This window comes from Chromobacterium violaceum ATCC 12472 (assembly GCF_000007705.1).
Taxonomy (GTDB): Bacteria; Pseudomonadota; Gammaproteobacteria; order Burkholderiales; family Chromobacteriaceae; genus Chromobacterium; species Chromobacterium violaceum.
In genome coordinates, this window is record NC_005085.1 from 2,301,492 (window position 1) to 2,319,927 (window position 18,436).

Sequence of the window (18,436 nt, forward strand, 5' to 3'; positions counted from 1 at the left end):
CTTTTCTATTGCGGAATATCCCGATAGGCTTGTAAGTACCGTAGGCCTACGGTAGGCAGCCTCGGGTTGGCTTGCAGGTCTCGTCTGCGGGTCAGCTGACCGGGCGAGTGTTCGTAGCACTCGCCCGGTCGCTGTCGTCTACCATTACTGCGGCTTGATCTTCTCGAGCTCGGCCGGGTCGGGCTTCTCGCCGTTGCTCCAGGCTCGGCAGGCAGAAACGAATGCCGCCATTTTGGCGCGATCCGCGTCACTTCCAGACATAAGGGTGTTGAGTTGAACGTGCTCGGGGTAATAGGCGCGAATACGATGCGTGCACAGTTCACGAGCGTGATCAGCACTCAAATCCATTTGCATTTTTTCGGTAATTTGAATGTCCATGATGTCTCCCTAGAGTACTTTGATGGCTCTGGCATACACCGGCAGAGATGTGTCCGGAATCCAGCCCAGATAGGTGTGCGGCAGCATGAACTCCAACTCACGCGTGGTAGTAAAGTCGTTCATGACAGGAGACCAGTGCGCGCGCTGCCCATCGTTTCCATCATGCCGGGCGATGATCTTGCGCCATTTGTCATCGATGACCTGGCCGTTGGAAATGGTTACGGAGGCTGCACCGGATACCAGGCGAGCGTAGAAAACATGCGTCACATAATTCCCGGCAATCGGCATGGGATAGCCCCACGCAAATGGTAGTGGTGCATATGGCATCCCATTATTCATGTCCATCGAATTGGGCTTAGGGATGTATTTCATCCTCAGCACAGTTGGTCCCGGGCAATAAAATGGCAAGGTAAAGCCATTTTCACCCGGCACAAGCTGGCGCGTTCCCTGGATAACTATCTCGGCATTGGCGATCCAGGCATAAAAGCCCGCCGGCACCACACCACTCATGCCAGCCTTACCACTCTCGACGCCGGCTGCCGCACCGTTCCAGAGCAGATTATTCTCGAACACGTTGATAACCGGATACTCACCGCGGGCGTCGGCTTTCCATGTCTCCATCTCATTGATCTTTGCCACGACTTTGCCGTCGATCTCAGCGCTTTTGCCGCGCACGGTGCCGGTCAGGTCGGTCGAGGCGCGGATAAGATCGGCGATACTCGATTCCAGGCTCATACAGCTGCTCCTTTCAGGTAATAGTTTTGCAAATCGACGATGGCCGCCGCGCTGGCGACCTGAATCTCCAGCAGACTGTCGTGCTTGGCCGCCTGCTGGCCGGCCAGTTGCTCGAAGCGCTGTGCCGTTTGGGTGTCCAGCCGACCTGCGTACACGCCCAGCTTGGCCAGATCGGTGCGCAGCGCAGATAGAGCCCGGTTGTGCTCGGTCAGCTGCGCGTCCTGATGCAGATCGGCTTGCATGCCGGCGACAACGGCACTGGCCAGGCTGGCCAGTTCTTCGGCCAGATGCAGATTCAGCCCGGCGCCGGTCGATTGCACGACCACGCTATCTGGCGGTACGCCAGCCAGGGTCAGGTCGTAGGCCAGTAAGAGCTCCAGCCCTGCCTGCTTGTAGGCCAGCGCGCGCGCCGGATCACTCCATACAGCCAGGAATGCGCCGTTCTCCAGCACGAAACCGACCTCGCGGACCCAGAACTCGGCGCTGTCGTCAGCCAGCGCCGTTAGATGCAACTGGCGGGGGCCGACGGTTTTGCCGTCCGCGATGGGATAGCGGACGATTTCGTGACGCAGGCCGACTTGGTCTGCCGTGGGGGTGTAGCCGGCGTCGCCCAGTGCGACGTGAGTAACGCGCAGCCGAACACCGTCGCAACTGGCCAGTTGAATCGCGGCCAGACCCACGTCCAGCATTTGAGGGATGAGTGTGGCGCTCATCGTTTGCCCTCCAGGGTGAGGCGCAGCATGGCCTGGGCGCGGTTAGCGCTGGCGAACTGCACGGGGTGGTTGATGGGTTGTGCGGGGGCGGCTTGGCATTGCGCCGTGTCCCGCTTCACCGCCTGGGACTGCCCGGCGCTGGCCATCACCATCACCTGGTCAAATGCCGCGCCCAGCCGGAATTCGTAATGGCTGCGTCCTGGTTTGGTGTGATCTACCATGCGCTGCAGGCGGCGATACATTTCGGCATTCAAGAGCGGCTGGCCCGACCGGCGGTTGTCGTTCGCCCAGGCGATCAGGCGGAAGGTATGCACTACCGATGGCTTTTTTTGCTGCCACCACTCCACCAGTTCGACGTTTATGCCCAGCACTCGGAAGATTTCATCCAAAGCCCAGCGTGTGCCTTTATAGCGATGCCATTCAATGGCGCGCTTGAGCAGCTGGCGCCGTTGTTCATCATCCGCAGCCAACAGCCAGCCTTCATCGCCTTGCATATGAAACTGCTCTGCCAGCACGGGCAGCGCCGAGCGGCTGACCTGGTCGATCAGATAGACCAGCAACGGCGACAGCTCGACCGCGCTGATGCGGGCGCTCAATGCTGCAAGTGTGCGCATCCTCTCGTCGCCGGCCAGTGCGGGCGGCAGCGGCAGATCAACCATGGCTCACCCCCTCTAGCGTCACGCTGACACCCGTGCAACGTGCCCAGCCATGCTCCGGTACCTGCTGCAAGCCAGGGCTGGCCACTGTTGCCTGGTACACGCCTGGCACCTGGACGGCTGCAATGATCTGGCTGGGGACAATATCGCGTCCCAGCGCGCCAGCGCGCTCTGCGGCATACGCCTGCAGCCGCTCCTGGGCTTGCGTCTTCACTGCCTTGCCATCCACATCCGGGTATACCGTTAGGCGGACATCGATGGCGTAGTCGATAGCCGTTGGCGCCAGTGCCTCCACATAATCAGTCAGCGGCCGTACTCGCTCGGCCGAGCAGGTGGCTTGCACCAGAGCGAGCATGTTGGCGTCCGGCAAGCCGGTTTTCAGCAGCGGGTAGAGCTGGACCACGCCAGGCGTGGGCGACAGTACAGCCACGTCGACAATGCTCTGGTGCGCGCGCAGCGCGTGGAAACGGTAGGCTTGGCGGCTGCCGGCATTGGAGAATGACTCCGGCGCCAGCATGATGCGCTCGCGCAACCGTTCGTCGTCCTCTTCGTCCACGCCACCTGCCGTCACCGCGGTGTTGGTCACCACCACGTCCATGTCGCCCAGGTCGTCCATCAGGTTGACGATCTGGCCAGGCTGCCAGCCGTTGCCAGCGCTGCCGGCATCCTGGCAGGTGGCGGCGATCTCAAGCGATGTGCGGCCGGCAGGCAGCGTTGCCGCCTCGTCGGTGGCGAAGGCCACGACACCGTCGCCGCTTTCCACTCGGGTGCCGGCCGGGATTGGTAACGGACTGGCCAGCGGCGCATCCAAGGTAAAACGCAGCGTAGCTCGGGCGGGCTGGGCCGGTAGGCGGGTGACGCCCACCAGTTGGCCAAGGTAGTCCAGCATCGGCGCGCGGGCGTAGGCCACCAGGTTCTGCTTGGCCGCTTCCTGAATGCCTACACGGACCAGCGTTTCGCGGTAGGCCATCAGGTCGATCAGCAGCCGCTCCACCTGGGCCGGGTACAGCGTCTTACCGCTCATCTGCTCGTACTGAGCGATGAGCTCGGCCGTGATGACTGCAGGGTCGCGCGCGATGAAGTCGGGTTCGGGCAGTGTCACAGCCGCACCTCCGTTTCCCGCACGCCTGCGGCTATGCGCCAGGTCACGCGGAGGATGATGCGGGCGCCGTCGATCAACGGCGTCACCTTCACCAGCTGGCAGCGCGGCTCCCATTGCCGAATAGCCTCCACCGCCTCGCGCACCACATGCGGCACGGCTTGGCTGACCGGGTGGTCGATATACAGATGGATGTCGGAACCGAATTCCGGGCGATGCGGATCGCCGCCCTTGGGTGTGGTCAGGATGATGCGGATGCACTGGTTGATGTCCGCCTCGGCCTCGACCAGATAGGGGCGATTTAGCGCGGGTTGCCAGTGAAGGGAGTCAGATAGCCGGTTCATGCGACTATGTTGCCGCACGAACCGGAAGGTGAACTTTAAAGGGGTTTAATGCTTACCCCAGGTCAGCTAGCCCTTGATCATGCCTGTCGAGGTGGCTATCTATTATGATTTTGGCACACGCGATGCTTACCCTTTCAGCGTCCGCCTCCAGATCGTAAAATTCCGGATAAGTAGCAGGGATTGGCGTCCGATCAGGAACGCCAACTTTCCGGATCAAGGCATAGGGGACGTATTTCCGAATATCGTCGCGGTATTGGTGGCCGGGTTCAATTTCGTACCCTCGGTAGTGAGCAACATTCATTTTTGACTCCTTTTGAGTCGGGTTGGAAACCATCCCATTATGTTGTCACGACCAAAAGTGATGATTAGTGAGAGTGATGGTTTGAGTTCCCGCCAGCGTCCATCACGGAGCCGCTGGCGCTCACATTGCCATCCACCTGCACATTCCCGCTGATCACCGCCGCCGAACCGGCCCCACCAGACATCGCCATCCCGCCTTGCCCCACCAGTTTGCCTTTCACCAGGACGTTGCCGGAGAACTCGGAATCCGGCGCGTCCACCGTCACTTTGCCCCCGGCCTGCAGCTGGATGTCCGCGCTGGCCTGCATCACCACCTTCTGTACGCCGGACACGGTCAGGGTGTGGCTGCCGCGGTCGTATTCCAGCAGCGCGCCGTCCTTGAACCGCACCATGAACTTGTCGCGGCTGGTGGTCGGCGGCGGGTCGGCTTCGGAGTAGATCGCGCCCAGGATCACGCCATCCTCGCCGTGGGCATCCAGCAGCACCGCCACTTGCTCGCCGTTGTCGTAGGACCAACAAGCTTGGTCGTCCTGGGTTTTCGGGTAGGCGATGGGCAGCCACATGGTGCGCATATTGTCCATGTCCGGCAGGCGCACGCGGGCGAAGCCAGGTTTGCTGGCGCTGACGGTGCCGTACTTGATGGTGGCGCCAAATTCGTCCAGGGTCTCGTTCATTTCTTCTTGCCTTTCTGCGGCGTGGTGCCGACCACGTCGACTTGGCCATTCTTCATGCCGTAGACCTTCAGCCCTTTGCCGGCAGCCTTCTTGCCGGTGCGGCCGGAGCCTTTCTGCACCGGCAGGCTGGCGCGCTTCACTTCCAGCTCGGTGGAATACCCACTGCTGCGGTCGATGCGGTGGCGGGCGGATTCCACCAGGTAACGGCCGTCCAGCTTGCCCAGGCCGGCCAGGTCGAACGTAGTCCCCGCCACCAGCTTTGGCTGGCCTGGCAGCGCCAGGTTGCCGGAAGTCTGCTCCAAATTGCTCTTGTCCATCGCCGCTTTCACCTTGGCATGGGCCGTCGCCCTGGATGAGGCGCGGCCGGCCATCTTCAGCGTGTCGCCGCTGGTGCTGGGCGTATGGCCGCCTTTCTTGTTGGTCTGGGTGGTATGGCCGACCTCAGCCACCTGGCCAGCCTTCATCCCGTACACCACCAGCTTCTTGGTCTTGGGGTTGTGGCGCTTGAGCTTGGCCTCCTGGTAGACCTCCTTGATCTTGTCGCGCAGGTGGACCGAGGTCAGATCGGTCCGTTGCAGCGTCAGCACCGCCGCGCCGTCGCGCAGGTCGGCCAGCTCGCTGAACACCATCTTGTTGCCGGTGATCTTGAACACGTAGCCGAACTCCCGCGCCAGGCGCACCAGGAACGCCACGTCACGCTCCTGGTACTGCGTCACCCGGTCGATGCGGATGTCGCGGATTTTGCCGACCAGCACCAGGTGGTTGCGCTTGGCAATGCGCAGGGCGATGGCCGCCAGCGTGGTGTTCTCGTAGGCCCGGCCGACGCGTGTGCGTACCGACTTCTTCACGCCGGCCGCCAGCGCTTTGATCGACACCGTGGACGGCGGGAACGCAAACTCGACCTCGTCGATCTCGAACTCGCCGCAGGGCAGCAGCGGCTCGCCGGCATAGCCGATCTTCAGCTTCAGCTTGTCGCCCTGGCGCGGATACCAGACGTTGATCCAGCGCCCGTCGCTGTCCTCCAGCGCCACCTCCAGCTCGTCAGACTGGCCGGACAGATAGTCGGTATACGTCACCGACAGCACGTAGGGCGTGATGTCGCTGGTGATGTTGTGCTGGCCATAGGCCAGCTGGAACACCGGGTGCGGCACCGTATTCAGCGCATCCATAGCGGCAGCTCCTCGGCCAGATCGGCTTGTTCAATCACCGGGATGGACAGGGTCAGCCCGGCCGGCAGCGCCACGCCCAGCGGCGCGTGCGGATTGGCGGCGATGATCTGCTCGTAGGCCAGTGCGTCGCCGTAGTAGTGCCAGGCGATCTGGTCCCAGCGCTCGCCCTCGCGGGTAATGTGGTTCAGGAACATCAGATGGCCCTCGTGATGACCTTGGCAGCCAGCTTGCTGATGGCCGGCGACGCGGCATCCAGCACGCTGCCGGCCGCGCCCAGGTAGCCCGCGTAGATATCCAGCTTGCCGGCCAGATTGCCGGCGTTGACCGAGCCCAGGGTGTTCTGCGCGCTGCGCACCGCGGCCAGGGCATTGGCGCCGGCGCGGGCGATGCCGGCGGCCTCGGGCAGCTTGCCGCTCACCTCGGCCAGTTGCTGCAGCGGCGTTGCCGCGCGCTGGGCATCGGCCAGCAAGCCGGACATCCGGCCGAGGGCGGCTTGCGGATTGCTGGCCATCTGCCGGGCCAGCTGGGCCGAGTCGCGCGCCAGGCGGATGGCGGCCTGGCCCTGGTTGGCATAGGCCACCGCCTGGCGGATGTTGTCCCGCACCGACGAGGTGGCTGTCTTCAGCTTACCGGCGGCCTGGCCCACCGGAGAGGCGACGGCCGCGGCCGGTGGCTGCGCCGGCTGCACTGCGGGCGGCAGCGGCTTCTTCTTGTCGCCCACGTACTCGCGCAAGGTGATGCTGGCCTCCAGGGCCAGCAGCGTGCCGGCCTTGTCGGTTTGCTTGCTGGTGGCCTGCAAATCGGTCAGGACAAACCAGCCCTTGTAGTCACCGTTGCCCAGCACCAGCGCCATGGCCTTGTGGTCTGCCTGCGCCTGGCGCAGCTTCAGCAGCTCGGCTTCCGGATCGCAGAACTGGCTGTGGAACGATAACTGGATGCGGATTTCATCCAGCTTGTCCGCCATCCACTGCAGCCGCGGCTTACCCTCAATCAGCGCGTGCTCGGCATAGTCGGCGCCGAACTGCGACTCGAAGCCGTCGAAATAGGTGATGAGGTCGAATTGGACCTCGCCCAGGAGCGCAAACATTATTTGAAGGCCCTCCGTTCCTGCTGCGCCCAGACGCGGCGCATCATCTGCTCCAGCTCATGCATCGACAGCTGCAGCCCGGACTGGACAGCGGCCTTGACAGCCTCCGGCGCTCCCGCAGGCACATTGATGACCGGACTGAAGTGGATCACCATTCCGCCGCCTGCAGGCGCGCCTTTGCCACCCGCTTGCAGGCGCTGCAGCCCCTCGGCCGCAACCTGCGTGCGCAGCTGTGGTTTGCCCCAGGCGTTGGTCGCGGCGCGGGCCATGGCGCCGGTCGCGCGCGCGGCGTGGGCAGCACTGCGGTCTATGCCGATGGCCGCGCCCTGGGCGATGTTGTCGCCGAATCCCATGAAGACCCGCGATGGCGACTTAATGCCGAGGGTATTGGCGAACCAGCCTTTGACGTCCGTGGCCAAGCCCAGGATGGCGTCCTTGGCTGCGCCGAGTTTGGACTTGATGCCGTTCACCAACCCCATCACCAGGTCTTTGCCCGTCTGCAGGAATTTGCCCGGCAGTTCACCGGCAAACTTGAACACCGGCAACCAAAACACGATCCAGCTGACCACCTTGGCTTTCATCCAGCTCCAGGCGCTGGCCATGGACTGCTTCACGCTCTCCCACAGCCCGCTGAAGAAGGTCTTGATGCGGCCCCAGTTGGCGATGATCAGCCGCGGAATGCCGATGATGAGGAACAAGTAGTTCAGCACCGGGTAGCGCTGGAAAGCGGCGGAGACTCCGGCCCACGCTTGGGTAAAGAAGGACTTAATGCGGCTCCAGTTGGCGATGATCAGCCGCGGGATGCCAATAATGGGCACCAGGTAATTCAGGATGGGATAACGGGTAAACGCCGCATCCACTGCAGACCATACTTTGACGAAGAACTCCTTTATGGGCGTCCAATACCGATAGATCAGGTAAGCCGCGCCGGCTATCGCCATCACGGCGAGGCCTATCGGGTTCATCATCGCGGCCCGGCCCAGCCACAGCACCGCCTGGCCGACCAGGCGAATACCGCCCAGCAAGCCCCCGCTCAGCACACGGCCCAGCGCCAGCGCACCGCGCGCGGCCAGCAGCAAAGGCGAACCGAAGGCCATCGCCAAACCACGGCCAAATGGAAGCAGGAAGCGCCCAACCGCCATGACACCGCCGCCAACACTTCGCAGTCCAGAAATAAGCGGCGCGAAGCGCCCGGCCTGCCATAGCCCCTTGAAGTAAGTCCATTTGCCTGAGACTGTAGTGATCGAGGTGGTGAGTGCATTGAACGGCGACAGGACCAAATTGATACCGTACTTGATGCCAATGAAGGCCATCTTGCCGGCGAGGAGGCCGCCTACTAGGCCGATCACACCTTTAATCACCCCTGGATGTGCTTTGGCCCATTCTCCAAATGCCTTCACAACCGGCATGATCTCGACAATCGCCTCAGAAATAGGAGGCAGCAGGGTGTTGCCTATCGTGAGTCCCAGTTCGGTTATACCAATCTTGAACTTGTCGATCTGGGACTTCGCGGTTTCCATCCGCTTCTTCCAATCCTGGTCTAGCAAGCCCTTGTCTGCGGCGCCCATGCTACCCTGCTGGATGTCTTTCATTTCTTTCTGATTCGCAATGGCCGGGCGGATAAATGACATTGCCTGCATGTCTTGGAACAGTTCGCCAAGCTTATAAGCCTCAGACAGACGCTGAAGCGCTACTGCTCGTTCTTTATCGTCTTTAATGGCCATGGCTTGTTTAAATTGCCCCGCAGCCTCTGGGCCTTTGGACTGCATATATTGGGTAATGATGGCCAACATAGACTGCACGGGCGACAGCCCTTGTGCGCGCAAATTCATCATGCTGGCTTTCAGATCAATGCCTGCATTGGCAAAGTCTTTTAGCGTGTCTGGAGCGGTGATCTTCTGAAGGAAATTCTTGAAGTTGTTGGCCGCTTCGTCGTTTGAGCCAGCCCCCTTGCGAGCAATCTGCAACGCAGCGCCGATCTCTGCCACGGCTTCCTTGCCAGTGACCCCGAGCGCTTGGAATGACGGCGACAGCGCCGGCAACCACTTGGCCATGTCTCGAATTTCAAACTGGCCGCGCTTACCGGCGTAAGCCAGCATATTGAGCGCGCCTTCGAAGCCGTCTTCACCTACCTTGAGGTTGTCCTTCAACGCGATGGCCACGCTGCCCAAGTCGTCCATGCTGGCTCGGGTCGCAGTAGCCGCCTTGGCCATCACCGGCGCGTACTTCTCTAATGCCTTGGCGTCCTGGATGCCACCGGCTACCAGCACCGAGGTTCCGCGCGCAATCTCATCCTGGAATTGATTCCACTTGAGTGCAGCATCACGGATCGTTGAGCCGAGCTTGGCTTCCTCTGCCTTCGAAAATTCACCAGTAATGGCGACATCACGCAGTTGGTCCTGGAAATCAATCGCCACGTTGCCCGACTTGACCACTGGCGCCATCAAGGCCAACGCGGTTCCTGCCGTCTCCATTGCCTGACCACGCAACTCAGAACGGTTTGCCTTGAGCGTTTCGCCCCGCGCCAGACTGGCTGTCAGGCGCTCTTGCTTACTGCGGAGTTGATCCAGGGTCAGGCCAAGCCGGTCATATTGACGCTTCAGCTCCGCGACATTGCGCGTGGGGTGGGACATCGCCCGCGCCATCGCATCGCCCAGCCGGTTGTGCTTGAGACGCAGCTCGTCGGCGACCTGGCCCAGCCGAGCAGCCGTTCCGCGTGCCGATGCGAACGCAGACTGAAACGTGCCGGACAGCGCCGCGCCGATTTTTACCCCGATCAGCAGTTCATTGGCCATGCCATGCGACCTTTTGCTATGCTGTAAACATGTTTGAAAAAACCGCCCTCACTACCGCCAAAGCCATTTACTGGCTGGTCATCTGCAGCGGAGCCATCTGGCTCGCTTGGGTCTGCTTTGCCAATCTGCCGCTGTGGGCCGCGGTTATCCTGTTCGCCATCGTATTGCCCCTGGCAGCGATGGCCGGCGCGCCCTTGGCGGCCGGCGCATCCTTTGCGGCTGGCGTGTTGGTAGCGGCCGTGCTGGCCGCGTACCGCCGCGCTACGCACTCCGGCGCCTGAGCTCCCGCTCGGCCACCTCCACCCACCACCAGTAATCCACCATCTCCAGCCCGTCGATCTCGGAGGGCTGCATCCGCAACACAATCAGCAGCACCTCATCCAGCGGCTGCAGGCTGGTCTCCGATGCCCAACATTTGGCGAAAACAATCGGACAATGCCTTGCTGTCGGCGATGTCCAGCTGGTCGATATCTTCCAGCGTCAGGCCGGTCATGCGGGCAAACAGGAAGTCTTCCTGGTCGGCGTCATCCGGGCTGTGACGGCTGGCCGCTTTCAGGTCCGCACGCTTCAGGCGCTGGATGTCCAGCGCCTCGATGTGCTGGCCGGCGGCGTTGGTGAACGGGTACTGCAGCTTGATCTTGTCCATGGAGCATCCTTCCGTTTAATTGATTGGGAACCACGAAAGGATTGTGGCCAGAGGCGATCCATAACGCCGTTAAAGGGCTTTAAAGAAAGGCTTGCACATTTGGCCAGTCGAAAACGTCAAGGCATCGTGGTAATTTCCGCGGCCATGAAACCCGTTATTCGATTGGGCGATCCCACCAGCCACGGCGGCAAAGTGGTCAGCGCCTCCAGCACCACCACCATGTTCGGCAAGGCTGTCGCCTTGGTAGGCGATTCGGTCACCTGCCCGCAACAGGGCCATACCAATTGCGTGATTGTGGAAGGCGATCCCACCTGGACGGTGGGCGGCAAAGGCGTGGCGCTGGATGGCCACGCCGTCAGCTGCGGCGCCAAGCTGATCAGCACGCTCGGCTCTGTGATGCGCAGCTATGAGGGGAGCGGCGCGGCAATCGTTGGGGCGGCGGCCAGCACCTCAGCAGCAATCCAGCTGGCCGAGAGCAAGGACGAGGACTTGGAATACTTCTTCGTGGCGCAGCGTGACGATGGCTCGCCTGCGAAACTGGCCTACCGCATCGACAGCGGGGACGAAAAACTGCATGAGGGGGAGCTTTGCGGTGAAGGCAAAACCTCCGCATTCCCGATGAACAAGGCTGGCGAGCCAACGTTTTGGATTCCGATGGTATGAGCCTGGACGCACAAACAAGAAAGCTCGCTGCGATTGCCTACGGGGAAGCATCAGGAGCAAATGACGCAAACGAGATAGGCGGCATCGCGTGGGCTGTCGCAAACCGCGCACGCGCCTGGGGAGGCAAGACGGTTGATGGTCTTCTTGCCGCCGATCCCAACTATACCTACGCCGTCAAAGACGGTAACCAGCGATACGCCAAGCTGATGAAGGCGACCGAGGCGGCAATAGCCGCTGATCCAGGCATGAAGCTGGCGGTGGAGAGCGCGAAGGCGGCCCTTGCCAACTCGGGCAACGATCCGTCAAATGGTGCTTACTGGTGGGATGGCAAGGACTTCAAGAGCAACTTCGACAACCACCCGAAGGTGAAGGATGGTTTTCATATCACCGACCCCAAGCACAACATCTTCGATGTAAAGGACGTGGCCCACCCGACGACAATCTACTGGAAGGTGAGAGACAAGAAGACGGGCAAAGAGGTCAACTCCAAGGTTCGGGGCAAGTTCCAGTTTGTCTGGGAATCCACAGCGGCCTACGGCAGCACCATATTCTGGAAGCACGACGCGGACTACATCAAAGCCACTGGCGGAAAGGCATACCGATGAGAAGACTGGCCTGGATTGCTCTCTGTCTGCCCTTTGGGGCGCAGGCCGGCAACCTTTTCGATGGCTACGAGGCCTACTACACCTCACTGCCAGGCCAACTGTTCCGCGGCGGAAGCCATGAGCTGGAACCGTTCAGTCGGGAAGGTTCCGAGGACGTCATTTATGGCTGGAAGGGGCGCGATGCTGGCCAGCAGCATGCCGTGGAGCTGCGCGACGGACGAATCAAGATCGATGGAAAGGCCTTTCCGGTACGCTCGGTCAAACCGTTTCCAGACGAGGTAGTTAATGCGGGTGACCTTGGCCGTGGCGCGGAGGCCTATTTCGCCCCTGGCTGGGCCTGCATTGAGGGCACGCCGCCATCTGCGTCCGGCACTGCCGCGCGCCACAAGTCGGTCTATCTCATCCAACTGCGCAAGCGCCAAGCGTGGAAATTGCCGACCCTTTTTGCCTCCTGCCTGGGCGTGCGCATCAAGGCGGGCTTGCCTGCTTTCGACAAGGTGCAATACCGCTACCAGGACGGCAATGACGAGCCTGCTGGCGTGACTTTTACCGAGTATGCAATCAAGGGCGGCATGTATGTCGAGGCCGGCAATGTGCGCAGTGCGGCCTTTGTCGAAGCTGGCAATGTCTACAAGTTTACGCTGGGACCGTAAGGCATCCGCCGCACTGCCGAATGCAAAAGGCCCGCAACTGCGGGCCTGTGTCTTGGAAGCGACGGTTAGCCGCCGATGTTGCTGCGGTAGATGGAAAGCATGTCCTCGCCGCCGACACGGAAGATGTTGGCCATGTAGTCCAGCTCCAGCATCTCCTCGCCGTCCACTACCTGCTTGATATAGGTGGCAGTGAACGAAGAGGCGAACTCGGCATTGTCGTGCTGTTTGAAGGTGCCCAGCGGGTTCTTCTTGAACATCACGGTCAGGAAGGTGACCAGGCTCACCTGCTGCAGGCGGCCTTGCGAGCCGTAGGTCTCGATACTGGAGCGGGCCTGCAGCTGCACCGCCTGGAACGGATTGGCGATGATCTTGGCCACGTCCTTGTACAGCGAGTTCCACTTGATCTCGCCCTCCAGCTTGTCGAAGCCGGCCGGCAGTTCGATCTTGCCCACCATGCCCAGCGCCTTGTGCTCCTGCATGATGGCGGACACGTCCGGCAGCTTGATTTCCTCGGCGCGACCCAAGAGCGAGTTGCCGTTGATGTAGATGTTGGCGTTGGTGATGCGGTTGATTTCAATCTTGCCGGCCATGGTCAGTTACCTCCCTTCAGGCTGAGCAGGTATTCCGAGGTGATCTCGGTCTCAAAGGTCAGGCGCTCCAGCGGCGGCGGCACTGTGTACTTGTAGCTGATCAGCAGATGGCCGGCGGACAGCTCGGTGGCCGGGTTGCGGGCCGGGTCGAACCAGGCCTTGAAGCCCAGCAGCGCGCCGTCGCCAATCAGCTTCCGACCGTAGCCGTTCACCGATTCCACCAGCGCGTCGATGGTGGCCTGGTTCAGCGGCATGTCGATGAACTGCTGGCTGAAGTAGCGGATCGACTCATTGATCACGTCGCCGGTGCGGCGCACGTTCTCGAAGTTGCGCATGTGGCTGACGGTCGGCCAGGCCGCGGTGCGGTTGCCCCACAGGCGGAAGCCCGAGCCGTAGCTGCTGAACACGGTGGTGATGCCCTGTTCATTGAGCAGGTTCACCTCGCAATTCGGGTCGTCGATCATCGCCGACAATTGGCGCTCCACGCCGATGACGCTGGCCAGCTCCTGGTTGGAGCTGGACCACCAGAAGCCCTTGTCGTTGTCCACCTTGGCGCGCAGGCCGGCCGCGCGGGCGGACAGCGGCTCCAGGCGCTCGGCGTTGGTTGCCGAGTCATACACCTTCACATGCGGGTAGCACAGGCGGACGCGGTCGCTGGAGGTGTTGAAGTTGATGGTGCCAGCCGGGCCGCGGCCGGCCAGCGCCTGGGCGAAGGTCGTGCCGATGGGCGCATCGACGTAGGCCACCGCGTCCAGCTGGTCCGCCATGGCGATCAGCTCGGCCGCCACCGAGTTCTGGGTGCAGAAGCCGGGCGCGATCAGCAGCTTGGCGAAGAAGCCGAACAGATTGTAGGTGTCCTTCAGCGCCTTCAGTCCGGTGCGCACGCCGGCCGCATTGACGGCGCCGATGATGTCGGCGGCGGTCACCTTGGCCGGATCGGCGTAGTCGTAGCTTGCCTTGAGCGTGGCGCCCACCGCGATCCTGCCGGCTGCCAGCCGCGTCACCACGCCGGCCAGGGCGTCGACGGTGTAGTCGGCGCCCTCGGTATACACGGTGCCGCCATCGGCGCTTTTCAGCGTCAGCCCGCTGATGGCGCCGCGCGCCAGCCTGCCGCGGCCGGTGGCCGGGTCCAAGGTCACGGCCTCGTCCTTGGCCGGGCTCTTGTGCAGCGCCGGGTCCAGCACGTTGATCACAATGACGGTGCCGGCGCCGTGGTCGTAAATCGCGTCCAGGGCCTGCGGAATGGTGAAGCCGGTCAGCTGCGGGCCAAAGGCCGCCGCATCCTTCTCCGACAAAGTCAGGGTGGCCACATTGACCGCGCCAGCCGGCGCGGTGCCGATCAGGCCGATCACCGCGGACTTGACGGTGCGCACCGGGCGCGGGCCGCGCTCCACTTCAATGGTTTCGACGCCATGCAGGTAGTTTGCCGCCATGTCAGGCTCCTTTCTCGGTGGGCGCGTCATCGCCAGTCGCGCGCGCGGCCTTGGTCTTGGTCGGCTCCTGGGCCGGTACCAAGTACTGCAGCGCCAGCAGCGTCTGGGTGTATTCGTGCTCCACCGGCAGCTCCACTTCCTTGCCGGGGAACAGCATGATTTCCTGGCCGTCTGCCAGGGTGACCCCGCTCACGGGGCCGGAGTACAGGTATTGGCCGAACCGCGCTGCGCTGGGCGCAGTGCCGGCTATGGCCGGCATGACGACATTCGTCGTCGGCGTCTCGGTGAAACTCGCGTTGCTCGTTTTCATGGGTGTTCCTCATGGTTGACTTGGGAGAGCCGCGGATCGGCGTCGACCTCGTCCTCCTCGACCTGCATCGCCAATGCGGTGAAGTCGGTGGCGTATTGCCACAGGTTGCTGTTCTGCCCCAGGAAGCGCTCGCCCGCGGCCTGCAGCTTGCGGCAATCCGGCAGCCGGTAACCCACCAGCGCGCGGCGGACATCGTCCAGCACCGCCACCGCGCCCGTGCGGCCGTTCAGTTGCCGCAGCACCACGGTCACCGACAGCTTGAGGGTGCGCGGCTGGGCCACGATGCCAGCATCCACCGGCGCGGCGAATTGGCTGCTCAGGTAGCTGACCAGCAGCGCGCCGGCCGGGTGATTGAGCCGATATTCGGCCGGCCGTTCCGGGAAATACTCGACCTGCAAACCGGGCAACCTGGCCTGCAGCCGCGCCACCAGGGCGTCGATGATCTCGACGGTGGCGGCCATCAGCGGTAGCGCTCCAGCATCGATGCGCTGAACAGCTGGCGCCGCGCCCGGACTCGGACCTCGCCCGGCTCCGGAGCGGCCTCGCCGGTAGGCACGCCGATATGTAGCTTGCCATCGCGGATGGATTCCAGGATCTGCAGCGCCGCCTTGTAGGTGCGGGTGACAGCGTCCGGCAGCTCGTTCCCCTCCGGCCGCCGCGCATACAGCCAGTGCCGCGCCAGGTTGACGGTGTTGTCCTTGATCACCGACGGCACCGTGACCAGCGGCAGCACGTAGCGGCCGCGCAGATGCGCGTCCACCAGCTCCTCGGCCTGGCGCACCGCTTCCTCCACCACGGCCAGGTTCGGCTCCTGGGCCACGCTGTAATCGGCGGGGACGTCGTTGGTGAGCTGGGTCAGGGTGGCCTGCGGGATGGCCAGCTGCAGGTCGGCCAGGGTGCAGTAGCGCATGTCAGATGCCCCGCAGGATGCGGATCACGTCGCCGGTCGCGGTGGCGGCGTCCAGGGCGATGCCGTTGGACAGGCCGGCCGCTTTGGCCACGGCCTGGCCGGCCGCGTTCGACTGCACGTCAGCACCGGCCGCGATTGCGCCGCCGGCTTCAACCAGGATGGCGCCCAGCACGTTGGCCGGCGCCATGTTGTCGGCCTCGGTGTCCACTTCCACCACGCCCAGGGCCTTGGCGCCGTCGCCGCAGGGCTTGCCGTCCAGGCCAACAAAGCGGCGAGCCTGCAGGTCAGTCACGGCCAGCACCGACAGGGTCAAAACGACGTTTTGTCCTTTCATTTGCCTTCTCCTTTCTTGCCCGTTTTGGCGGTGTCGCCTGCAGGCGGCGTGTCTTCGCTCTCGGTGTGGGTCTGCTGGTCGGTTTTGCTGTCGGCCTTCTGCTCGCTGGCCGGGGCGGTTTTCACCTCAGTCAGCCCTAACCAAGGAGACGGCTCCAGTTCGTCCAGCTCAATGGTTTGGCCTTCGGTCAGCAACTCCCCGTTGTGCTTGATGGCGATGCCGCCAATGCGATAGCTCGGCATATATCCCCCGTTACGCCACGTCAGCGATCAGATAGCCAGCATCGGCGCCGACCACCACCAGCTTGTAGATGTCGGTGTGCCGCACGTAACGCACCTTGCCGCCTTCGCCGTCGTACTTGTCGGTTTCCGGCATGTTGCGCTTGCGCAGGGTGTAGCCGAAGGACGGGATGTCAGAGTCGTTTTCGCTACCTGCGGCCGGCTTGGCCACATAGGCCAGTACCACGTTGTCGCCCCAAATGTCGCCCATCGCGCCGCGGCCATCCGCTGCCAGCGCTTCGCCGATGTAAATGTCTTCTACACCCCACAACGCCTTCAAATGTTCTAGCGTGATCAGCTTGCGCTCTTGAGTGCCGAGGGCGTTGGCCAGCTTGGGGTGGAACTTCAGCGTGGCGTAGGCGGATGCCCCGATGACGGCGGTGTTGGGACGCATGCCAGTACGCTGGCGCACCACCTCTTTACCGTCCTCCACATCCTTGATCGGATCGCCGCCGCCGCTTATCCATTTGCTGGTGCCGGACAGCGCTACCTTGGCACCGGGTAGGTAAGTCTTGGGGTTTTGCGCCAAGACAGCCGCAGCGACTTCACGGCGCTGGTCGATGGCATCTTTGACTCGTTTGGCGGCCTTGGCCTCTTCGTTGAACATCGATTCGGCTTGCTCGCGATAGTCCACCGGATAGGCCAGGTCATGCTCGCGCAGCACCACGTCCATGGTGTTGGCGTCGTCGGCAGTCATCACATTCGTCTTGCCGCGGATGGCCCGCTCGGTTTCCCACAACAAGAAGGCCTCCTTGCCGAACTGCGGGATGATGCCGGCCTCCTTGTCCATCGGCGCAATCGGAAACAGGCTCTCGCCGATGTATTGCGCGTTGCGATAGCCGCGCGCCAGGCTGGTCAGTACCGGGTCGACTACCCGGAGTTTCTTCAAACGGTCGCTCATGGCGGCTCCTTATCAGTTGGAACGGGATTTCAGCAGCTGGCGCACGGCCTGCTCGTAGGGAACGCCCTTCTCGGCGGCCAGGGCGGTAGCGCGGTTGTGCAACTGCAGCCGCTCCGGATCGGCATGCTCGCCAAACTCCAGCGAGCCGTCCTGAGTCCACTGATCGCCCTGGTTGGTCTTGTCCTTGGTGGCGGTCTCACCGAAGTCGATCACCTTCGGCATGTCGCCCAGGAAGCCTTTGAACGCGCTGGCCAGCGGTTGCTTGGCGTCGCCCTCGCCGAATTCGACCGAGGTTTCGCCGTCCGCAAAATCCAGGAAAGCCACCACGGCGTCCTTGTGCTTGGGTGCCAGCTTGCCTTCGCCGATCAACTGCTCGGCATAGGCCAGGTGTTCGCTGTGGCGCGCCGCGGCGGCCGTGGCCTTCTTCTCGGCCGCGGCCGTCGCCAGCTGCTGCTTCAGCTTGGCGTTTTCCGCCTCCAGGGCGGCTTGCTGTTCAGGGGTCACTTCAGGGGTCTCCTTGGGTTGAGGTTCGGAACGGTCTGCCGGATCGGCAAAAGATGGGGAGTTGTCCTGGCGGGCGTCGTCCTCCAGGCTGGCCACGGCGTAATCGGGAATAACTTTGTCGGCGGCATCGAGGCCGAACTGGCTGATCAGCCACTCGCGCATGCGGCGCCAGAGGCTGGCGTTCTGGACGTCGCTCCAGTCGCCAAACTCGACCACGTCGTCGTCGGCCTCGCCGAACTCCACCGGACGCAGCCCTTTCACGGCAGGCGGTTGCGCGCCCAGGAAGCCGACATGGCGCAGGTAGTAGACGCCAGGCACCGGGTTGTTCGGCGAGTCGGGACGGTAGAAGGAAGCGGAGATTTTCTTGTAGCGGCCGGCTTCCACCAGCTCGGCGAAGGCCGGGTCCACCTGGCGCGGTTCGGCCAATAGGCCAATGTCGCGGGCGGCGAGAGACTTCACCCAGCCATAGGCCGGCGCGTCGTGCTTGGGATGACCGATGACGATAGGCGCTTCATGCAGGGCCGGATCGTAGGCGCGGGCGCAGGCCGCGAGATCGGACTCGGAGAAGTCCAGCACGGCGCCAGACATCGCTGTCTGGCGGCCGGACTTGAATACGTGCAGGGGTTTGGTCGCGTTCATGCCGTTCATGGTGAACGGCG

The 18,436-nt window shown here is 62.7% G+C and carries 26 protein-coding genes; 4 read left to right on the plus strand and 22 right to left on the minus strand.

Going from position 1 to position 18,436, the window contains the following annotated elements; all coding sequences use genetic code 11:
- Positions 1 to 144: 144 nt before the first annotated feature.
- The 12 genes from CV_RS10325 to CV_RS10380 are packed head-to-tail and all read right to left on the minus strand — an operon-like array spanning position 145 to position 9,950.
- Positions 145 to 378: a hypothetical protein gene (locus tag CV_RS10325; protein WP_011135660.1), complete on the minus strand. Its 234-nt coding sequence runs from the start codon at positions 376 to 378 to the stop codon at positions 145 to 147.
- A gap of 9 nt (positions 379 to 387) precedes the next feature.
- Entirely contained in the window at positions 388 to 1,113 is a 726-nt protein-coding gene (locus tag CV_RS10330; protein WP_011135661.1) for a hypothetical protein, read from the minus strand.
- Positions 1,110 to 1,826, minus strand: a complete 717-nt coding sequence (locus CV_RS10335; protein WP_011135662.1) for a phage tail protein — start codon at positions 1,824 to 1,826, stop codon at positions 1,110 to 1,112. The genes CV_RS10330 and CV_RS10335 overlap by 4 nt, the downstream gene beginning before the upstream one ends.
- Positions 1,823 to 2,485 (minus strand): phage tail protein I, encoded by a 663-nt coding sequence (locus tag CV_RS22160; RefSeq protein WP_080508977.1) that lies wholly within the window; start codon positions 2,483 to 2,485, stop codon positions 1,823 to 1,825. The genes CV_RS10335 and CV_RS22160 overlap by 4 nt, the downstream gene beginning before the upstream one ends.
- Entirely contained in the window at positions 2,478 to 3,584 is a 1,107-nt protein-coding gene (locus tag CV_RS10345; RefSeq protein ID WP_011135663.1) for a baseplate assembly protein, read from the minus strand. Before CV_RS10345 ends, CV_RS22160 begins: the two co-directional genes overlap by 8 nt.
- Positions 3,581 to 3,925 carry a GPW/gp25 family protein gene (locus CV_RS10350; protein ID WP_043596021.1) on the minus strand — a complete coding sequence of 115 codons (345 nt, stop codon included), beginning with the start codon at positions 3,923 to 3,925 and terminating at the stop codon, positions 3,581 to 3,583. The genes CV_RS10345 and CV_RS10350 overlap by 4 nt, the downstream gene beginning before the upstream one ends.
- Before the next feature lie 52 nt (positions 3,926 to 3,977).
- Positions 3,978 to 4,259 carry a CV_2116 domain-containing protein gene (locus CV_RS24400; RefSeq protein ID WP_370448035.1) on the minus strand — a complete coding sequence of 94 codons (282 nt, stop codon included), beginning with the start codon at positions 4,257 to 4,259 and terminating at the stop codon, positions 3,978 to 3,980.
- A 31-nt stretch (positions 4,260 to 4,290) separates the two neighbouring features.
- Positions 4,291 to 4,899 (minus strand): phage baseplate assembly protein V, encoded by a 609-nt coding sequence (locus tag CV_RS10360; RefSeq protein ID WP_011135665.1) that lies wholly within the window; start codon positions 4,897 to 4,899, stop codon positions 4,291 to 4,293.
- A complete protein-coding gene (locus tag CV_RS10365) occupies positions 4,896 to 6,068 on the minus strand; it encodes a phage late control D family protein (protein WP_011135666.1) in 1,173 nt (390 codons plus the stop codon). The genes CV_RS10360 and CV_RS10365 overlap by 4 nt, the downstream gene beginning before the upstream one ends.
- Positions 6,056 to 6,262: a tail protein X gene (locus CV_RS10370; protein ID WP_011135667.1), complete on the minus strand. Its 207-nt coding sequence runs from the start codon at positions 6,260 to 6,262 to the stop codon at positions 6,056 to 6,058. Before CV_RS10370 ends, CV_RS10365 begins: the two co-directional genes overlap by 13 nt.
- The gene (locus CV_RS10375) at positions 6,262 to 7,155 is read right to left on the minus strand and encodes a phage tail protein (RefSeq protein WP_011135668.1); all 894 of its coding nucleotides are present in this window, start codon (positions 7,153 to 7,155) and stop codon (positions 6,262 to 6,264) included. Before CV_RS10375 ends, CV_RS10370 begins: the two co-directional genes overlap by 1 nt.
- Entirely contained in the window at positions 7,155 to 9,950 is a 2,796-nt protein-coding gene (locus CV_RS10380) for a phage tail tape measure protein (RefSeq protein ID WP_011135669.1), read from the minus strand. Before CV_RS10380 ends, CV_RS10375 begins: the two co-directional genes overlap by 1 nt.
- A 29-nt stretch (positions 9,951 to 9,979) precedes the next feature.
- Between CV_RS10380 and CV_RS10385 the strand changes: the two genes are divergently transcribed.
- On the plus strand, positions 9,980 to 10,231 hold the full coding sequence (locus CV_RS10385) for a hypothetical protein (protein ID WP_011135670.1): 252 nt from the start codon (positions 9,980 to 9,982) through the stop codon (positions 10,229 to 10,231).
- 95 nt (positions 10,232 to 10,326) lie between these two features.
- Here CV_RS10385 and CV_RS10395 read toward each other — a convergent pair whose 3' ends face one another.
- On the minus strand, positions 10,327 to 10,596 hold the full coding sequence (locus tag CV_RS10395; RefSeq protein WP_011135671.1) for a phage tail assembly protein: 270 nt from the start codon (positions 10,594 to 10,596) through the stop codon (positions 10,327 to 10,329).
- A 144-nt stretch (positions 10,597 to 10,740) separates the two neighbouring features.
- Between CV_RS10395 and CV_RS22860 the strand changes: the two genes are divergently transcribed.
- Genes CV_RS22860 through CV_RS10410 form a run of 3 tightly spaced genes read left to right on the plus strand, consistent with a single transcriptional unit; the run spans position 10,741 to position 12,517 of the window.
- Entirely contained in the window at positions 10,741 to 11,259 is a 519-nt protein-coding gene (locus tag CV_RS22860) for a PAAR domain-containing protein (RefSeq protein ID WP_080508978.1), read from the plus strand.
- On the plus strand, positions 11,256 to 11,864 hold the full coding sequence (locus CV_RS10405; protein ID WP_011135673.1) for a hypothetical protein: 609 nt from the start codon (positions 11,256 to 11,258) through the stop codon (positions 11,862 to 11,864). Before CV_RS22860 ends, CV_RS10405 begins: the two co-directional genes overlap by 4 nt.
- Complete coding sequence (locus tag CV_RS10410; RefSeq protein ID WP_011135674.1) at positions 11,861 to 12,517, plus strand: hypothetical protein; 657 nt, start codon at positions 11,861 to 11,863, stop codon at positions 12,515 to 12,517. Before CV_RS10405 ends, CV_RS10410 begins: the two co-directional genes overlap by 4 nt.
- A gap of 65 nt (positions 12,518 to 12,582) precedes the next feature.
- Here the strand turns inward: CV_RS10410 and CV_RS10415 are convergent, their stop codons facing one another.
- The 9 genes from CV_RS10415 to CV_RS10455 are packed head-to-tail and all read right to left on the minus strand — an operon-like array spanning position 12,583 to position 18,416.
- On the minus strand, positions 12,583 to 13,107 hold the full coding sequence (locus CV_RS10415; protein WP_011135675.1) for a phage major tail tube protein: 525 nt from the start codon (positions 13,105 to 13,107) through the stop codon (positions 12,583 to 12,585).
- Positions 13,108 to 13,109: 2 nt separating this feature from the next.
- Entirely contained in the window at positions 13,110 to 14,540 is a 1,431-nt protein-coding gene (locus CV_RS10420) for a phage tail sheath subtilisin-like domain-containing protein (protein ID WP_011135676.1), read from the minus strand.
- A gap of 1 nt (position 14,541) precedes the next feature.
- On the minus strand, positions 14,542 to 14,850 hold the full coding sequence (locus CV_RS10425) for a hypothetical protein (protein WP_210562989.1): 309 nt from the start codon (positions 14,848 to 14,850) through the stop codon (positions 14,542 to 14,544).
- Positions 14,847 to 15,311: a Gp37 family protein gene (locus CV_RS10430; protein WP_011135678.1), complete on the minus strand. Its 465-nt coding sequence runs from the start codon at positions 15,309 to 15,311 to the stop codon at positions 14,847 to 14,849. Before CV_RS10430 ends, CV_RS10425 begins: the two co-directional genes overlap by 4 nt.
- The gene (locus CV_RS10435) at positions 15,311 to 15,760 is read right to left on the minus strand and encodes a gp436 family protein (RefSeq protein WP_011135679.1); all 450 of its coding nucleotides are present in this window, start codon (positions 15,758 to 15,760) and stop codon (positions 15,311 to 15,313) included. The genes CV_RS10430 and CV_RS10435 overlap by 1 nt, the downstream gene beginning before the upstream one ends.
- A 1-nt stretch (position 15,761) precedes the next feature.
- Complete coding sequence (locus CV_RS10440) at positions 15,762 to 16,094, minus strand: capsid cement protein (protein WP_011135680.1); 333 nt, start codon at positions 16,092 to 16,094, stop codon at positions 15,762 to 15,764.
- Positions 16,091 to 16,336: a hypothetical protein gene (locus CV_RS10445; protein WP_011135681.1), complete on the minus strand. Its 246-nt coding sequence runs from the start codon at positions 16,334 to 16,336 to the stop codon at positions 16,091 to 16,093. The genes CV_RS10440 and CV_RS10445 overlap by 4 nt, the downstream gene beginning before the upstream one ends.
- A gap of 10 nt (positions 16,337 to 16,346) precedes the next feature.
- Entirely contained in the window at positions 16,347 to 17,273 is a 927-nt protein-coding gene (locus CV_RS10450; protein WP_011135682.1) for a hypothetical protein, read from the minus strand.
- A 12-nt stretch (positions 17,274 to 17,285) separates the two neighbouring features.
- Positions 17,286 to 18,416 carry a phage protease gene (locus CV_RS10455; protein ID WP_043597823.1) on the minus strand — a complete coding sequence of 377 codons (1,131 nt, stop codon included), beginning with the start codon at positions 18,414 to 18,416 and terminating at the stop codon, positions 17,286 to 17,288.
- Positions 18,417 to 18,436 lie beyond the last annotated feature (20 nt).

Coding starts and splice junctions, on each gene's coding strand:
- CV_RS10325 (WP_011135660.1), bottom strand. CDS start 378: ATGGACATTCAAATTACCGAAAAAATGCAAATGGATTTGAGTGCTGAT.
- CV_RS10330 (WP_011135661.1), bottom strand. CDS start 1,113: ATGAGCCTGGAATCGAGTATCGCCGATCTTATCCGCGCCTCGACCGAC.
- CV_RS10335 (WP_011135662.1), bottom strand. CDS start 1,826: ATGAGCGCCACACTCATCCCTCAAATGCTGGACGTGGGTCTGGCCGCG.
- CV_RS22160 (WP_080508977.1), bottom strand. CDS start 2,485: ATGGTTGATCTGCCGCTGCCGCCCGCACTGGCCGGCGACGAGAGGATG.
- CV_RS10350 (WP_043596021.1), bottom strand. CDS start 3,925: ATGAACCGGCTATCTGACTCCCTTCACTGGCAACCCGCGCTAAATCGC.
- CV_RS24400 (WP_370448035.1), bottom strand. CDS start 4,259: ATGGTTTCCAACCCGACTCAAAAGGAGTCAAAAATGAATGTTGCTCAC.
- CV_RS10360 (WP_011135665.1), bottom strand. CDS start 4,899: ATGAACGAGACCCTGGACGAATTTGGCGCCACCATCAAGTACGGCACC.
- CV_RS10365 (WP_011135666.1), bottom strand. CDS start 6,068: ATGGATGCGCTGAATACGGTGCCGCACCCGGTGTTCCAGCTGGCCTAT.
- CV_RS10370 (WP_011135667.1), bottom strand. CDS start 6,262: ATGTTCCTGAACCACATTACCCGCGAGGGCGAGCGCTGGGACCAGATC.
- CV_RS10375 (WP_011135668.1), bottom strand. CDS start 7,155: ATGTTTGCGCTCCTGGGCGAGGTCCAATTCGACCTCATCACCTATTTC.
- CV_RS10380 (WP_011135669.1), bottom strand. CDS start 9,950: ATGGCCAATGAACTGCTGATCGGGGTAAAAATCGGCGCGGCGCTGTCC.
- CV_RS10385 (WP_011135670.1), top strand. CDS start 9,980: ATGTTTGAAAAAACCGCCCTCACTACCGCCAAAGCCATTTACTGGCTG.
- CV_RS10395 (WP_011135671.1), bottom strand. CDS start 10,596: ATGGACAAGATCAAGCTGCAGTACCCGTTCACCAACGCCGCCGGCCAG.
- CV_RS22860 (WP_080508978.1), top strand. CDS start 10,741: ATGAAACCCGTTATTCGATTGGGCGATCCCACCAGCCACGGCGGCAAA.
- CV_RS10405 (WP_011135673.1), top strand. CDS start 11,256: ATGAGCCTGGACGCACAAACAAGAAAGCTCGCTGCGATTGCCTACGGG.
- CV_RS10410 (WP_011135674.1), top strand. CDS start 11,861: ATGAGAAGACTGGCCTGGATTGCTCTCTGTCTGCCCTTTGGGGCGCAG.
- CV_RS10415 (WP_011135675.1), bottom strand. CDS start 13,107: ATGGCCGGCAAGATTGAAATCAACCGCATCACCAACGCCAACATCTAC.
- CV_RS10420 (WP_011135676.1), bottom strand. CDS start 14,540: ATGGCGGCAAACTACCTGCATGGCGTCGAAACCATTGAAGTGGAGCGC.
- CV_RS10425 (WP_210562989.1), bottom strand. CDS start 14,850: ATGAAAACGAGCAACGCGAGTTTCACCGAGACGCCGACGACGAATGTC.
- CV_RS10430 (WP_011135678.1), bottom strand. CDS start 15,311: ATGGCCGCCACCGTCGAGATCATCGACGCCCTGGTGGCGCGGCTGCAG.
- CV_RS10435 (WP_011135679.1), bottom strand. CDS start 15,760: ATGCGCTACTGCACCCTGGCCGACCTGCAGCTGGCCATCCCGCAGGCC.
- CV_RS10440 (WP_011135680.1), bottom strand. CDS start 16,094: ATGAAAGGACAAAACGTCGTTTTGACCCTGTCGGTGCTGGCCGTGACT.
- CV_RS10445 (WP_011135681.1), bottom strand. CDS start 16,336: ATGCCGAGCTATCGCATTGGCGGCATCGCCATCAAGCACAACGGGGAG.
- CV_RS10450 (WP_011135682.1), bottom strand. CDS start 17,273: ATGAGCGACCGTTTGAAGAAACTCCGGGTAGTCGACCCGGTACTGACC.
- CV_RS10455 (WP_043597823.1), bottom strand. CDS start 18,416: ATGAACGCGACCAAACCCCTGCACGTATTCAAGTCCGGCCGCCAGACA.